Annotated in this window: 11 protein-coding genes and 1 pseudogene; 7 read left to right on the top strand and 5 right to left on the bottom strand. The window is 61.2% G+C overall.

Going from position 1 to position 15,974, the window contains the following annotated elements; all coding sequences use genetic code 11:
* Nucleotides 1–7: 7 nt before the first annotated feature.
* Nucleotides 8–1,045, bottom strand: coding sequence for an isopenicillin N synthase family dioxygenase (locus tag GV819_RS12510; RefSeq protein ID WP_161756393.1), 1,038 nt, complete (start codon nt 1,043–1,045; stop codon nt 8–10).
* 42 nt (nt 1,046–1,087) lie between these two features.
* Entirely contained in the window at nt 1,088–1,303 is a 216-nt protein-coding gene (locus GV819_RS12505; RefSeq protein ID WP_009049200.1) for a TOBE domain-containing protein, read from the bottom strand.
* Between the two features lie 244 nt (nt 1,304–1,547).
* On the opposite strand from GV819_RS12505, the gene GV819_RS12500 reads away from it, so the two are divergent.
* The 6 genes from GV819_RS12500 to GV819_RS12475 all read left to right on the top strand — a co-directional run bounded on the left by GV819_RS12500 (nt 1,548) and on the right by GV819_RS12475 (nt 11,133).
* Nucleotides 1,548–2,369 (top strand): aldo/keto reductase, encoded by an 822-nt coding sequence (locus tag GV819_RS12500; protein WP_161756392.1) that lies wholly within the window; start codon nt 1,548–1,550, stop codon nt 2,367–2,369.
* A gap of 213 nt (nt 2,370–2,582) precedes the next feature.
* Nucleotides 2,583–5,429 carry an ATP-binding protein gene (locus GV819_RS12495; RefSeq protein WP_161756391.1) on the top strand — a complete coding sequence of 949 codons (2,847 nt, stop codon included), beginning with the start codon at nt 2,583–2,585 and terminating at the stop codon, nt 5,427–5,429.
* Nucleotides 5,416–6,606 (top strand): EAL domain-containing response regulator, encoded by a 1,191-nt coding sequence (locus tag GV819_RS12490; protein WP_161756390.1) that lies wholly within the window; start codon nt 5,416–5,418, stop codon nt 6,604–6,606. Before GV819_RS12495 ends, GV819_RS12490 begins: the two co-directional genes overlap by 14 nt.
* Before the next feature lie 109 nt (nt 6,607–6,715).
* Nucleotides 6,716–9,970: a hybrid sensor histidine kinase/response regulator gene (locus tag GV819_RS12485; protein WP_161756389.1), complete on the top strand. Its 3,255-nt coding sequence runs from the start codon at nt 6,716–6,718 to the stop codon at nt 9,968–9,970.
* Nucleotides 9,971–10,045: 75 nt separating this feature from the next.
* Nucleotides 10,046–10,693, top strand: coding sequence for a response regulator (locus tag GV819_RS12480; RefSeq protein ID WP_161756388.1), 648 nt, complete (start codon nt 10,046–10,048; stop codon nt 10,691–10,693).
* Between the two features lie 26 nt (nt 10,694–10,719).
* Nucleotides 10,720–11,133: a TIGR03067 domain-containing protein gene (locus tag GV819_RS12475; protein ID WP_161756387.1), complete on the top strand. Its 414-nt coding sequence runs from the start codon at nt 10,720–10,722 to the stop codon at nt 11,131–11,133.
* Nucleotides 11,134–11,206: 73 nt separating this feature from the next.
* On the opposite strand, the pseudogene GV819_RS12470 reads toward GV819_RS12475, so the two are convergent.
* Nucleotides 11,207–13,492: pseudogene (locus GV819_RS12470) on the bottom strand (ATP-dependent DNA helicase).
* On the bottom strand, nt 13,489–15,141 hold the full coding sequence (locus tag GV819_RS12465; RefSeq protein ID WP_161756386.1) for a VRR-NUC domain-containing protein: 1,653 nt from the start codon (nt 15,139–15,141) through the stop codon (nt 13,489–13,491). The pseudogene GV819_RS12470 and the gene GV819_RS12465 overlap by 4 nt, the downstream one beginning before the upstream one ends.
* A gap of 202 nt (nt 15,142–15,343) precedes the next feature.
* Between GV819_RS12465 and GV819_RS12460 the strand changes: the two genes are divergently transcribed.
* Nucleotides 15,344–15,568: a YgdI/YgdR family lipoprotein gene (locus GV819_RS12460; protein ID WP_161756385.1), complete on the top strand. Its 225-nt coding sequence runs from the start codon at nt 15,344–15,346 to the stop codon at nt 15,566–15,568.
* 14 nt (nt 15,569–15,582) lie between these two features.
* On the opposite strand, the gene GV819_RS12455 is transcribed toward GV819_RS12460, so the two are convergent.
* On the bottom strand, nt 15,583–15,963 hold the full coding sequence (locus GV819_RS12455; protein WP_161756384.1) for a hypothetical protein: 381 nt from the start codon (nt 15,961–15,963) through the stop codon (nt 15,583–15,585).
* Nucleotides 15,964–15,974 lie beyond the last annotated feature (11 nt).

Here is a 15,974-nt window from a genome sequence, read left to right as displayed (position 1 = left end):
ATGAAGGTCAGGCACCCAGGGCCTTGGGGACCAGGGCGTCGGGGTAGAAACGCCGGGCCACGTCCGGGTGCGAACGCAGCCGCCCCTTGAGGTAGTTCCAGCCGACCTCGCGAAACAACGGGTTGTCGGGATCACTGGCCGGGCCCCGGGCGGCTTGCAGCAGCGTTGCGGGTAACGGGTACAACGGCACCCGGGCGTCCAGCTGCGCGCCGAGGAAAAAGGCGATGGACAAACGCTCGCGACCCGCTGGCGGCGACAGCACGCGGTGCACCGTGGCCCGCAGGTAGCCGTGGGTGGCCAACTCCAGCAACTCGCCGATGTTCACCACCAGGGTGTGCTCCCGAGGCGGCGCGTCGATCCAGCGGCCCTCCTCCACTTCCACCTGCAGGCCGGCCTGCTGGTCCTGCAATACAAAGCTCAGGAAACCGGAGTCCTTGTGAGCGCCGACACCCTGGTTGCTTTGCCCCGGCACGTGACCGGGATAGCGGATCAGCTTGATGTGCTCATTGGGCCGCTCGCCGTACAGCGGGTCGAAGGCCTGTTCCGGCAGCGACAAGGCCTGGGCAAAACCGCGCAACAGGCGCAGGGACATGCGGGTCATTGCCTGCTGCCACTCGAGCAACAGCGGTTTCAGTGCTGGCAGCTGCGACGGCCACTGGTTGGGGCCCTGCAGACGGGCCCAGGGCGGGCTTTGCGCATCCAGGGGCAAGGCCTCGCGCTCTGCCCCGAGGTCGAACTGCTCACGCAGGTCCGGTTGGTTCCGGGTGATTTCCGAAGCCGCACGGGTGTAGCCGCGAAAATGTGGCGAATGGATCATCCCCACCGCGGCCTTGTCAGCCTCGGGCAAGGCAAACAACTCCCGGGCCTGTTGTTGCACCCGGCGCAGCAGCCGGTGATCGATGCCGTGACCGCTGAGGTAGAAGAAACCGACGTCCCGGGCGGCCTGGCGCAAGCCCTCGAGAAAGGCCTGGCGCTGGGCCGCAGTGCCATCCAGCTGGGCCAGGTCGAGAACAGGTAATGCTGTGATCTCCAGCGAATGCGGCATGCTTCACTCCCCTGTGAATGACCACGTCCGAGACTGCGCGGCTCAGAGCTTGGCGATGGACACTTCGGTGGATTTGACGAAGGCGATCACTTCGCTGCCGACCTTGAGCTCCAGGTCGCGCACTGAGCGGGTGGTGATCACCGAGGTGACGATGCCCGAGGCAGTCTGTACGTCGATTTCCGAGACCACCTGACCTTCATGAATCTCCTTGATCACACCTTTGAACTGGTTGCGCACGTTGATCGCTTTAATGGTCATGCTGGAAAATCCTTTGCTGGCACCGGACTCACGAATTGAGCGGCTGGTGATTAACATGCGCCTTTGGAAAACACCTTTAAAGGAATAAATAATTAGTATTTTATACCATTAAGGAATATGAGTTTTTCACCTGCTCAGCGGCTTTGCCGTTGTGGCCCTCACTCCCGCGCTCTTGACCGCTACCGGCAGCTTTGTTTCCCTGTGCCCTCCACAGACAACGCTCGACAGATACCAGGAGATCGGCATGCGCACGCTCAAGCTCGCGGATCGGCAGGTTCCGGTCATTGGCCAGGGGACTTGGCGGATGGGCGAGGACCGCCAGCAACGGAACCAGGAAATCGCCGCCTTGCGTACCGGTATCGAACTGGGCATGAGCCTGATCGACACCGCGGAAATGTATGGTGAAGGCGGCGCCGAGGAAGTGGTCGGCAAGGCCATTGCGGGGCGCCGTGACGAGGTGTTCCTGGTGAGCAAGGCGTACCCCCACAACGCCAGCTGCAAAGGCCTGCCCCTGGCCTGCGAGCGCAGCCTGAAACGCTTGGGCTGCGAAGTCATCGACCTATACCTGCTGCACTGGCGCGGCCAGTACCCGCTGGCGGAAACCATCGAAGCCTTCGAGCGCCTGCGTGAGGCCGGCAAGATCCGCCGCTGGGGTGTCTCCAATTTTGATCTGGCAGACCTGGATGAACTCGACGCACCCGCCTGCGCCACCAATCAGGTGCTGTACAACCTGGAGTCGCGGGGCATCGAGTTCGACCTGTTGCCCGCCTGCCAGCAACAGCGGATGCCGCTCATGGCCTATTGCCCGCTCGGCCAGGGTGGCGCCTTGCTGGCGCAGCCGACCCTGCAGCAAATCGCCCAGCGGCACGAGGTCAGCACGGCCCAGGTGGCCCTGGCCTGGTTGTTGCGCCAGGACCAGGTAGTGGTCATCCCCAAAGCCGTGCGTCCGGCTCATGTGCGACTCAATGCCAAGGCCTGCGAGCTGCAATTGGCAGCGGAAGACCTGCAAGCCATCGATCAGTTTTTTACTCCACCACGACGCAAACAACGCCTGGAAATAGTCTGAAACCGCAACCGCTGGAACGAGGATAAAGAGCAATTCTCAACCTGGGAGAACGTTATTAATTATCAATTAAAACAACTAGTTATCAGTTACAAGTTGCTGTTTCAGCACTATTCGAAATAAGCAATAGAGTAGCGAGGATATAAAGCCACTTATCTTCGGTTATTTAAGAATTGTCTGATCCCTGCTTGGCATGCCCCCAATTACAGTTGGCGCATGAGATTAAAAAGCTACCTGCATCAGATCAATCCCCTTTTTTCCAGTCCTGAAGCAGCCCGTCGGCTGCTTCGTTTCGTGGCGCTGATCCTTTTGATCGGCCTGCTGGGCGCTGTCTACAACTTCCTGCGCTCAAGCATCAACAATGAACTGTCACAACGGCGCAGCTACATGAGCAGCGCCATCGCCGAAGCCCAGACCTTCTTCACCAGCCGCGAAGCCTTGCTGGAGAGCCTGAGCCTGTCCGCCGTGCATAAGTCCCGGCTGAGTGAAAGCGGCAACGGCAACGGCAAGCCCACCGGCGATCCCGGTGAGGAAATTCACCTGCTGTTGGGCATGCAAGGGGAAAATCAATGGGGGGTCTGGCTCACCCAACGCATGCGTGACTACCTCAAAAGCAAGCAATTGAACCTGCTGTATGTGCACGGCGAGGAAACACCTCAGGTGCAACGCCTGTTCAGCACCCAGCCCGAAACGGCACAGCTTCCCGAATTGTTGCTTTCCCAGTTGGCCAGCCTGAAGCTCACCGCGATTCCGGTCGGTGAAGAAGTGTGGCTGATGGATCACTCCTCCAGCGCCGCCCGGTTGTATATTTTTACCCGCCTGGACGAGCGCTTCAGCAACTCCGGCTGGCTCGGCCTGGAGATGGATGGCAAGAGTGTTTCCGCAGCCCTCAGCGACAAGAGCGCCGGGGACTTCATGATGTTCAATTCCCAAGGCGGGCTGATCTTCAGCAGCACCCCCAGCGCTCAATTGAGCGCAGCGGTGCAACAGGTCCAGGGCGGCAGTTTCTTCGGCTTTCTTGGCGGCCGCTGGTGGCCCGACCATCTGGTGATCCGCAAGCAACTGGGGTCATCGGACTGGCAACTGGTGTACTCCTTCGAGCTGCACACGCTGCTCAAGAGCCTCTTGCCGCAGTTGCTCAGCGCCTTGCTCATCAGCCTGTTCGGCATCGCCTTGATCGGCTTCCTGACTCACTGGATCGAAGTACGCCTGATCGCTCCAGCGCTGCACCGGATCCAGGCCCTGATCGAAAGCGAAGCCTTCAGTCGCGACGTGATCCAGATTGCCCCGGTGGCCTTGTGCGTGCTGCGGCGCAGCGATGGTCAGGTAGTGCTGGAGAACACCCTGTCCCAGCAATGGCTGGGCGATGGCAGCGAGCGCGATCAACTGTGCGCGGGATGGATCGAACAGGCCTTCGACCCCAACCGCCCCAACAGCTCTGACTACTTTGAAACCGCAGATGGGCGCCATCTCTACCTCAGTTCGGCGCCCACCCGATACAACGGTGAAGACGTGCTGTTCTGTGCCTTCAGCGATATCAGCACACGCAAGCAGATCGAGGCCGCACTGGAGGAAGCCAAGCGCCTGGCTGACACCGCCAACGAAGCCAAGACGCTATTCCTGGCCACCATGAGCCATGAGATTCGCACGCCGCTGTACGGTGTCCTCGGCACCCTGGAGTTGCTCTCGCGCACCCATCTGGACAACCAGCAGCAGGACTATTTACGGGCGATCGAGGGTTCCTCCGGCACCCTGCTGCAACTGATCTGCGACGTGCTCGATGTGTCCAAGATCGAAGCCGGCCAGTTGGCCCTGGAACTCAGCGAGTTCTGCTCCCTGGACCTGGTGCATGAAATCATCCATGGCTATGCCGCGGCGGCCCAGGCCAAGGGCCTGCAGTTCTATGCCTGCGTGGATCCACAGTTGCCGGAAATTCTTCTGGGCGACGTCACGCGGATCCGCCAGATCCTCAGCAACCTGTTGAACAACTCGGTCAAATTCACCGACTCCGGGCGCATCGTCCTGCGGGTCCGGGTGGACAGCCGCGATGGCGAGCGCAGCAACATCCTCTGGCAGGTATCCGACACTGGCCGAGGCATCGCCCAGGACGACCAGACACTGATCTTCGAACCCTTCTACCAGACCGAGGGCAACACCAACGTCATCGCCGGTACCGGTCTGGGCTTGCCGATCTGCCAGCGCCTGACGCAGTTGATGAACGGCAATCTGCGCATGGTCAGCGAGCTCGGGCTGGGCAGCAGCTTTACCCTCACCCTGCCCCTCGAGGCCTCATCCACGCTGACCAACGCTCCGGTCATCAGCCCGCTGCTGCCGGAAATGATCTACGTGGTGTCACCGGTGCGCGAAGTGGCCGAATCGGTAGCGGGCTGGTTACGCCGCTGGGGCGCTCGAGCCCAGTTCAGCCTGCCCACCCAAACGGATCGGAGCCGTGGCAATGTGCTGATCGAGCTGCACCCTGGCGCGATAGAGCAACGCCTGGAACCCGACTGGCAGGGGCCACTGATACTGGCCAGTGGCGACGGTCACAACGAGCCGCGGATTCACGGCGGCAGCTGGCAGGTCAATACCAACAACCTGCGGGCGATTCACCAGGCCGTCAGCCAGGCACAAGGCGTCTGGGTGGCCCAGAGCGAAGAGCGCCCCGACAGCCGCGAGCTGAAAAAGCTCAGCCTGCATGTGCTGGTAGCCGAAGACAACGTGATCAATCAGTTGATCCTCAAGGATCAGTTGGAGGAACTGGGCTGCAGCGTGGAATTGGCTTCAAACGGAGAAGAAGCCCTGTCTATCTGGAGAGCAGGTCACTTCGACGTGGTGTTGACCGATGTGAACATGCCGAAGCTCAACGGCTATGAACTGGCCAAGAGGCTTCGACGTCAAGGCTGTTCGATCCCGATCATCGGGGCGACGGCCAATGCAATGCGCGGAGAAGAAGAGCTCTGTCTTGCAGCCGGGATGAACCACTGTCTGGTGAAGCCCTTTGCATTAAGAGCGTTGTTCAACTACCTGGCGCCTTATGAAAGAGCCTCTCATGAAGTCCTGTAGCATATTGATTGTTGAAGATCAGCCGTTTCAGTACATGTACCTGCAACATTTGTTCAGCGAGTTGGGCCCTTATCATCTGGAAGTCGCGAGCAATGGCATCGAAGCTCTCGAACGTCTCAAGCAACGCCATTTCGACCTGGTACTGACAGATCTGCTGATGCCCGGCATGGATGGCGTGCAGTTCATCCAGGGCCTGGCCTCCCAGCGCGCCCGCCCGGCGCTGGCGATCATGAGTGCCTCTTCCCGACGGATGTTGATGGGCGCAAGCCTGGTGGCCCGCAACCTGGGCCTGCGGGTCATCGGCCTGATTTCCAAACCGGTAAACCTCGCCGCACTGCGTAACCTGACCGCACAGTTGCCAGACCTGGCCGCGAGCGCTTCAGCCCCGGCAATCTGGGTGGAGTGCAGCCGGGAAACCCTGCAGCAAGCCTTGGGCAACGCGCAGATTCAGGCCTGGTTCCAGCCCAAGAAGGCCCTCAACAACGGTCGGATCGTTGCCGCCGAGGCGCTGGTGCGTTGGATGCATCCGCAACACGGCATGCTGCTTCCCTGCGATTTCCTGCCGGAGCTCAACGAGGCAGGTCTTGAGGAGGAGCTGTTGTGGCTGATTCTGGAACAGGCCCTCACCGCCCAGGCATGCTGGCGCGAGGACGGTTACGACATCCCGGTGTCGATCAACCTGCCGACCCACTTGCTCAACAGCGCCGACCTGGCTGACCGCCTGTATGACTTCGTGGTCCAGCGCAACGGCATCCCGGGCAAGATCTGCTTCGAGCTCATGGAATGCTCCACCCCCGAACACATCAGCAACTTCTACGCCGGGGCCTGCCGCCTGCGCATCAAGGGTTTCGGCCTGTCCCAGGACGATTTCGGCAAGGGCTACAGCTCCTATATGAATCTGGTGTCAACGCCGTTCACCGAATTGAAGATCGACCGCGCCCTGGTCCAGGGCTGCCACAACAATGAGGAAATAGCCCAGGCGTTGACGAGCATCATTGCGTTGGGTCGGCAACTGGGCATGACGGTGGTCGCCGAAGGTGTGGAAAGCGCACAGGAGTTGGCCTTGCTGAGGAAAATCGACTGCACCCAGGTTCAGGGGTTCCTGATTTCTCACGCCGTATCCTCGTACCAGTTTCAGCAACTGCTGGTCCAAGACGGACCAGCGACAGTGTATTGATCGATGAACTATTGCCCGCCCGCGCAACAGTCGCTCATCGCTGACAGGTCTTGTTCCAGAGGTAGGACTCTCCGGTTCGAGACCCTTATATGTGTTTGGGAAATCAGTGATGACATACAGCAACAGCTTCCTGGAGAACCTGACTCGAAGCTCGATCCGGCTGAACAGGGGGCTGCTGATTCTATTGGGCCTGGCGTTGTTACTGCTCGCGACACTCTATTGGGCCACCCAACGGCTGGTCGAAGAGCAGAACAGCACGGTACGGTTTCACTTCGCCCGGCTGATGGAAAACATCCAGGAGCAGGAGTTGTTTCTCCGGCGAGTGGCAGCAAGCAGTTCAATCAATTCGCTGATGGCTGGCGATCAGCGTCCGTTGTACCTGCAACAGCCGCTGCCCGGTGAAGGACACGATAGCTATGAAGGCCAGGAGTACCCGTATTCGATTCCCTTCAGCCTCAACTTCAATCACCAGCAACTGGCCGCCAGCGAACTGCCCAAGGTCTTTACCCTGGGCATGCACCTGTCGACCTTCTACAGCGCCTTCTGGTCGACCTCGCACTATCCCGCGCCCCGTACCTTTGTGTTCAATACCTTCGGCAATTTCGACATCAGCGTGCCCGCGGCGCGGCATATGCGCGGTAATCCCTGGAGAAGCGATGCCCGCTACAACAGCGTAGTGGAACGGGTGCTGCGGCATCTGGCGGTGAAGAACAATGGCTTCCCGGACAACCAGGTCTACTGGGAAAAATACCACCTGCCCTCCTCGACGGATGTCGCTCCCAAGCTCTTGGCGTACATCAACCTGCACCTGGCACCGAACCAGTTGCAGATCCGTGGGGCGAACAATTGGATGGTGGTGGCGTCGCTGCTCAACCTGGACGAAGTCAACAACATCGAACGCCTCCTGGAATGGTCGATCTACGATGAGTTCACCCTTATCGAGCCTTCCGGCATCGTCCTCACCGGCTCCCAGGACCCGGCCAAGGTCTTGCATGAGGGCCTGAACTTCGGCTTGCACGGGATGATCCTCAAGGTAACCAGCCACACGCCAGCCCTTTGGACCGGGCTCTACACCATCAGCTACAAGAGCTATTTCGACTACGCCTTGTGGGCCCTGCTGAGTCTGCTGGTCCTGGCGGTGGGCGCTGTGGCCTGCGGCTGGGCCGCCAGCCGCTGGTACCGCGACAAGGTAGTGGCGCCGGCGCAACTGGCCCACCAGACCATCGCCGAGAGCGAAGCTTTCAGCCGGGTAGTTATCGATACTGCCCCCGCAGGCTTGTGCGTGATGCGCCGCGACAACTTCAAGGTGTTGCTGGAAAACCATCAGGCCCGACAATGGCAAGGTACGGCCGAGCTGTTGTCATTGCTGGAGCAAGACCCGAGCATGATCGACAGCAGCGAAACCGCCCTGGACGTCAGCGGGCGACACCTGCAGGTAGGCTTGGTCTCGACCCGCTACCAGGGCCAGGATGTTCTGCTCTGTGCCTTCAATGATGTCACCCATCACGTTGAGGACGTCCAGGCGCTGGAACAGGCAAGGCGCTCGGCGGATGCCGCCAACGAAGCCAAGACGCTGTTCCTGGCCACCATGAGCCACGAGATCCGCACGCCACTATACGGCGTGCTCGGCACCCTGGAACTGCTCGGCCTGACCCAGTTGGACCCACGCCAGAGCGATTACCTGCAAACCATTCAGCGCTCCTCCAGCACCTTGTTCCAGCTGATCAGTGATGTTCTCGATGTGTCCAAGATCGAGGCCGGCCAGATGAGCATCGAGCCGCTGGAGTTCTGCCCGCTGGACATGGTGGAGGATGCCCTGCACACCTACGCGGCCTTTGCCGAGCGTTGCGGGCTGATGCTCTATGCCTGTATCGATCCAAACCTGCCGAACCTGATGCTGGGCGACGCCACGCGGATCCGCCAGATTCTCAACAACCTGCTGAGCAATGCGATCAAGTTCACCGACAGCGGCCGGGTGGTGTTGCGCGTCCGGGTGCTGGAACTCAAAGAACAGCAAGCCCAGATCGAATGGCAAGTCACCGACACGGGCATCGGCATCTCATCCTTGCAGCAACCGCAACTGTTCGATCCCTTCTATCAGGTCCGCGACGCGTCTACCGAGGCCGGGGCTGGACTAGGGCTGGCAATTTGTCAGCGCCTCTGCGAAATGATGAATGGGCAGATGCAGGTGGTCAGCGAACCGGGACTGGGCAGTAGCTTTTCTCTGCGCCTGGGCCTGCAATACCTGCCAGGCCCCCTGCCCGGCACCCAGCCCTTGCCCGATGGGCCGCCGGTGTATGTGCGGGCCCCCGTGCCAGAGCTGATGAAAAGCACCTGCGACTGGCTCAATCGCCTGGGTATCCAGGCGTTTCCGGCACCGGTCAACTGGGAAGACAAACCGCAGGACCGGCTGCTCATCGACATGCTGCCCCGGGACACCATGCCCCGCTGGCCCGGCCCCTGCGTCAATGCAGACTCCACTGGACACTACAAACACAATGATCAAGCAACAGAATGGGCCGTCGACGCCCACGATATCCGCGCCATCGCCCTGGCTGCATCCCTGGCTCGCCAGGGGCACCCCCTGCACATGAACCGCCGGGAGAACGGCACGTTGCAACAATTGGACCTGCGCATCCTGGTGGCGGAAGACAACCCGATCAACCAAGCGATCATCAAGGAGCAACTGGAAGCCCTGGGGTGCCAGGTGACCCTGGCGGACAATGGCGAACATGCCCTGGAGCTGTGGCAACCACAGCGGTTCGACATCGCCGTGACCGACGTCAATATGCCGATCATGAACGGCTACGACCTGGCCAGGGAACTGCGCAGACGCGATCCCCGGCTGCCGATTATCGGGGTCACCGCCAATGCTCTGCGCGAGGAAGGCAGCCGCTGCCTGGCCGCGGGGATGAACACCTGGATCGTCAAACCGATGAACCTGCAGACCCTGCGCGGACAGCTGTCGAAACTCTGCGATCCCCCCACCCGGCGCAATCCAGCGCCTATCAAGGCCGCGCCGCTGGTAAAAAAACCACCTGTGGCCCAGATCAAGCCTGTGGCAGCAGGCCCCGCAGACGATAATATTCAGGTTTCAGAGAGGATGCGGCCGCTGTTCCTGAGCACCATGCACGAAGATCTGCAGCGGCTGAATGATGCCCTGGAAAGCGGCGCCGCCAAGACCGCCGCCGAGCGCCTGCACAGCATTGCCGGAGCCATGGGCGCAGTACAGGCCGCTACGCTGGCCAAGACCTGCGCCAAACTGGAGTGTCAATTGCTGGAATCCCCGTTGACTCCGGCCCTGGAGGGGCAAGTCAGGCAACTGATGCTGCGCTTGTCCGGACTTCTGTTGCCCCTTGAATAATGGCCGCCAGGGTTTAATGTACCGGCAGCCTCACGTTTTCTTAACTAATTAGCGTATTACACGGGTGTGTTTGCCATGGAAAAACTGAAAGTAGTCATTGCTGACGATCACCCCATTGTGCTTCTCGGAGTTCGCGAGCTGATGGAGCGCAACGATCGCTTCGAGATAGTCGGTGAAGCCATGTGTTCCGAAGGCCTGATCCAGTTGCTGGAGGCGCAACCGGTCGACATCGTCATCACCGACTACAACATGCCTGGAGACTCACCTTACGGCGACGGTCTGAAGTTGGTGGAATATATCAAGCGCAACTTCCCCAGCTTGCAGATCCTGATCCTGACCATGATTTCCAATCAACTGATCCTCACTCGCCTGCACGAGCTGGGGGTGGTGGGAGTGATCCAAAAGAGCCAGCTGCATGAAGAAATCCAGGTCGCCCTCAAGGCCATTGCCCAGAACGGCGTCTACCGCAGCCTGGAGCCCGCCTCCAACTCGGTCATGGAATCGAATGTAGCGATCGACGAACGTATTTCCACCCTGTCACCCAAGGAGTTCGAGATCCTCCGCCTGTTCGTGTCCGGAAAAAGCGTCAGCGATATCGCCCGGAGCCAGAACCGCAGTTCGAAAACCATCAGCGCACAAAAAATCTCCGCCATGCGTAAACTGGAAGTGCAGAGTGACCAGGATCTGCTGACCTACTGCATTGGCCGCAACATCTTCAACTGAACTGCCCCTTTGGAAACCCATCGAAAATGGATATTTCGTCATCACGCAAGACCAACGACCTTTTGGACCTCGAGCGCCTGCAAGGTGCCTGGGAGCAGACCGGCATGGAAGACAGCGGCGTCAGCAACCCACCGGACGAGCATAGTGCTCCAGGGGCCCTGACCCTGATCGAGGGCAATCAGTTTCGCGTGGTAACGGTTGAGGGTGAGTTGCTGCTGGCCGGGTGTTTCACCCTCGACAGCAGCACCACACCCAAGTCGATCACCTGGATCGACGCCATCGGGGCCGATGCGGGCAAGCCGTTGCCGGCCAGCTACCAACTGACGGGCGATGACTTCGTGTTCATCGCCGCCGATGAGGGCCAGCCACGGCCGACCCGATTCAGCACCGGCCCGGGCCAGACCCTGCGCCGCTTTGTCCGAGCCCCTCAGGGCCGCTGAACTTCGCACTCGGCCTCAAGCCCGCTGCAACCCTCCTTTGCCACCTCGTTCCAGCACCCGCGTGCTCAGGTCTCTAGCTGGAGGCCAACGGCACGCGGAGGGAATCGACTGCCCACCAGCTCGGCAAGAGCTGACGCACCCTGGGCTCGGCGAAACGGTCGTCGATCAACAGCACCACCCCGCGATCCGCCTGGCTGCGAATGACCCGGCCTGCCGCCTGCACGACCTTCTGCAACCCGGGGTACAGGTAGGTGTAGTCATAACCCGAACCGAACAGCGCAGCCATGCGCTGCTTCATCTGCTCATTCAACGGGTTGAGCTGCGGCAGGCCGAGCGTGGCGACGAAGGCGCCAATCAGCTTCGACCCCGGCAAGTCGATACCTTCGCCAAAGGCCCCGCCAAGCACGGCGAAACCGATGCCTTGCCCATCGGCGCGAAACTGTTCGAGAAACCCCTGGCGCGACGCTTCATCCATGCCCCGCGATTGCAGCCACAAGGCAATTCCTGGGTGCTCGCGGGCCAGCAACTCGGCCACCTGCTGCAGGTAGTCGAAGCTGCTGAAGAATGCCAGGTAGTTACCCGGCCGCGCCGCGAACTGACGGGCCATCAGCTGGACAATGGGTGCCAGCGACGCCTGCCGGTGGACGTAGCGAGTGGAGATGCGGCTGACGATATGCACCTCCAGCTGCTCGGCGGCGAACGGCGATTCGACGTCCAGCCACACCGTTGTCTCCGGCAGCCCCAAGAGGTCCGCGTAGTAATGCCGGGGATTGAGGGTGGCGGAAAACAGCACGGTACTGCGGGCCGCCGTCAAGCGTGGCCCGATCAACGCCGCCGGCACCACGTTGCGCAGGCTCAGGCGCGACAGGCTGCGTTTGGCACCCAGCGAGCGCTTGCTGATATCGAAGATGAATTGCTGCTCGTCGAACAACTCGGCCACCCGGGCAAACTGCAGCAGTTCGAAATACAACCCCTGCAACCCACTGTCCAGGCCCTGCGGCTGTTCGTTGAAGTAATCCCCCAGGGCTGCCACACAGAGCCCCAGGGCCTTGAGCAGTGCCGTGGGTAGCTGGTCGTAGGCCTGATACGCCGCGAGCTGCTCCTTGTGCAGGGCATTCCATTCCCGGTTGAGCCGTTGCAGCGAGCTTTTCAGCGCCTGGGGCGCACTCTTGCGCACGCTGTCGAGTTGCTGCTGATCGAGGCTGGCGCTGTACATGCCACGACCGCGCTCCACCAGGTTATGCGCCTCGTCCACCAGCACCGCGACCTGCCATTGATTGGCCTGGGCCAGACTGAACAGCAAGGCGCTGAAGTCAAAATAGTAGTTGTAGTCGGCCACCAGCAGGTCGCTCCAACGGGCCATTTCCTGGCTCAGGTAGTAAGGGCAGACCTGATGCTCCAGGGCGACTTGCCGCAAGGCCTGGCGATCCAGCATCGGCACCTGGCTGGCGGCCTGGCGTGCCGCTGGCAGGCGCAGGTAGAAGCCCTTTGCCAGCGGGCAGGACTCACCGTGACAGGCTTTGTCCAGGTGCTCACAGGCCTTGTCCCGAGCCACCAACTCCAGCACTCGCAATGGCAACTCGGACTGCCCGGCGAACAGTACTCGGGCCGCATCCAGGGCCAGTTGCCGCCCCGGAGTCTTGGCGGTGAGGAACAGCAGCTTGTCCAGTTGCTGTGGGGCCATGGCCTTGAGCATCGGAAAGATCGTCCCCAGGGTCTTGCCGATCCCGGTGGGTGCCTGGGCCAACAGGCAGCGGCCGGTGCTGACCGCCTTGTACACCGATTCGGCCAGGGGCCTTTGCCCTCGTCGAAATTCGGCGTGAGGAAAGCTCAAGCTGCGGGTGGCCTGATCCCTGGCGGCACGATGCCGCATCTCCTGCTGTGCCCACTGCAGGAACACTGCGCAGTGGTGATTGAAAAAGGCCTCCAGCGCCTGGGCGCTGCACTCCTCGACCAGCGCGGTTTCCTGTTCGCTGAGAATGTCGAAATACACCAGCGACACCCGGATGCTCGGCAGTTGCAGGCTCTGGCACAGCAACCAGCCATAGACCCTGGCCTGGGCCCAGTGCAACTGCCGGTGGTTGTCGGGCATGCGGGCCAGGTCGCCGCGGTAGGTCTTGATCTCCTCCAGCAGGTTCTGCGCCGGGTCGTAACCGTCCGCCCGGCCCTTGACCAGCAGCTCAGCGTATTGGCCCTCCAGGGCCACCTCGCTCTAGTAACCGGGATTGCGTCGGGCCGCCACGGTGCGATGCCCGGCGATTCCCTCCTGGGCGGTCGGCGACGGGGTAAAACGCAGGTCAAGGTCGCCGGTCTTGGCGCTGAACTCGCACAAGGCGCGCACCGCGATGCGGTAGCTCACGTCGCAGGGTCCTGCCATTGCACATAACACACCGCCACCGGCATCTGGTGCTCCTCGCAAAAGTCCAGCCAGCGCAGTTGGTTATCCTGCAAGCGATCCCCCGGGCCCTTGACCTCGATCATGCGGTAGGTCTTTTCCTCGGGCCAGAACTGGATCAGGTCCGGCATGCCGGCGCGATTGGCCTTGATGTCCAGCAACAAACGCTGGAACCAGAGCTTCAGATGCTCGGCCGGCAGACAATAGAGGGCCTGCTCCAGCAACGCCTCGCTCAAGGCGCCCCAGAACACGAAGGGCGATTGCAGGCCCCACTTGGCGATAAAACGCTGGCGGATACTGTCCCGATAACGGCCATCATCCAGCTCCTGCAGGCAAGCCTGGAACAGTTCGCTGCGCCGCTCATGGAAGTCTTCGCTCAACAGGTCCACCGGCCCGCGTTGAAACGGGTGGAAGAAGGCCCCCGGCAAAGGCGCGAAAATTGCCGGCCAGCAAAGCAGCCCGAACAGCGAGTTGATCAGGCTGTTCTCCACGTAGTGCACCGGCACCCGGGGCTGGTGCAGATGGGCCTGGACATGCAGCTCTACCGCCCGCTCCTGCTCGTCACGGGGCAAGCACAGATCCAGCCGCGCCACTTCACGACTGACCACTCGGGGCAAGGGCGGCCCGCCCAGCTTGCGGCGCAGCCGGGGCAGCATGCGCAACAGCTGCTGGGCCTCGGCGGCGCTCTGCGGCGCGGCCGCTGCCTGCTCCGCCAACGCCAGGGCCGCCTGGTACTCGGCGCTGCGCTCCAGCACCCGGATCAGTCGCTGGCGTGCGCCGGGGTACGCGCATTGCTGATAGATCTCTCGGGCCAGTGCCCAGTCCGCCAGGCGCTCGCAATGCTGGCCCAGCAGGAACAGCAGCTTGCCACGGCGTTTTTCCAGCCAGGGGTTGGCGCTCCTGAACGCTGCGATGCGCTCCAGCACTCGGGGCAGTTCAGTACCGGCCTCGAACGCTTCCTGGCACTCATGCAAGTAGCAGAAGCCTTCAACGTCGTCCCGACTGCGCAGGCCCCGGGCGTCGGCGCTGATCTCGACGGTTTCGTAGCTGTAGATCCCCAGGTCCGCCAGCACGAACTCCGACCAGTCCTGGTAGAGGTTGCCGAAAAACATCAGCCGCAGGCGATCACACAACGGCATCAGCGTCAGGCTCAGGAGCCGGTCTGCAAGCTCGGGGCACCATTGGGAGAAAGCCTGCGGCATCGGATACAGCGCCTGCAGCGACTCCAGCCACTGGTTCTTCTTGGCCTTGGCCTGGAGTCCTGCGGCCTTGAAGCTCTGGAGGATCTCGGCTTTCTGCAGCAGGCCGAACAACTCCTCCAGGGTCAGTGGCGCCTGCTCGTCGACCCAGCCCAGTTGCAGCAGCGGTTGCAGCGCCTGGGCGCTGTCGCCGATCTCCGGGTAGCTGAGCTTGCCCAGGCGAAAATGCCGTCCCTTGCGCATCACCATGCGCACCAGCAATGCCTGGGACGGCTGGGGCAGAAGCGCGAATTCGTCGATAAAGCTCTGCTCTTCGGCGCTCAATACATCGGCATAGCGCTGCTTCAGCCAGTTCAGCACTTGCTGGAAGTTGTGCAGGTAATAGAGGGGATTTTCGAGAGGGTTGGAAGTCACTGAACGAAGACGCCACGGCTGGATCAATACTGGTTATGCGTACAGATAACAGCCGGCACCCGCCCTGGCAAACACTATTGGATAAATGGCGGGGAGAAGATTTTTCCAATGACCTGGCGAACTTTCGTCGTCTTCACTACACCAAGGGGCCATGACTATAGTGTCCGGCTAACGCGGATACCCCCACCGACAAGAGGTCTGTATGAATGTGAAGAACCTGGGATTGCTCCTGGCCACGCTCAGCGCCCTGGCCTTGGCCGGCTGTGCCTCACCGACCGTGGTGACCCTGCAGAACGGTACTCAGTACCTGACCCGGGACCAGCCCAAGACCAAGAGTGCGGATGGTTTCTATGAATTCCAGGACATCTCCGGCAAGACCATCCGGGTCAAGGCGGACGATGTGGCTACCGTCCGCCCGGGAAAATGACTGAACAACGCGCTTCAGTGCATCCAGGAAGAGGCCCCCTGCCCTGGTTCACAGAAAAAGCCCTGCAACTGGCCACGCTTTGACAGCTCGTCACGCACCTGGTGGCAGCGCTGGCGCTCGCGAGCATTGGCGTTGTCGATGCTGATGTTGCCAGTGAGGTCCGGCGCCTCGCCGTCCTTCAGGCGAAACTGCGCCCAGGGTTGTTCCGGCCCCACCTGGAAACGACTGGGGGCCGGCTCCTCGGTAATGGCTGGCGCGGGCAAGCCCTGCGGTAACTGATCCGCGGTGATCCCATAACGTTTCAAAATCGAGCTGTGAGGCAGCTCATCGGCGGATGCCATGAATGCCCACAGGGCCAGCATCAGACCGCTCGCACACCTCTTGCTATTACTCACTGTCAATACTC

Source organism: Pseudomonas sp. Fl5BN2 (assembly GCF_009908205.1).
Classification (GTDB): Bacteria; Pseudomonadota; Gammaproteobacteria; order Pseudomonadales; family Pseudomonadaceae; genus Aquipseudomonas.
Note: the sequence above shows the minus strand (reverse complement) of the source record. Positions and strands in the feature narration are given on the sequence as shown.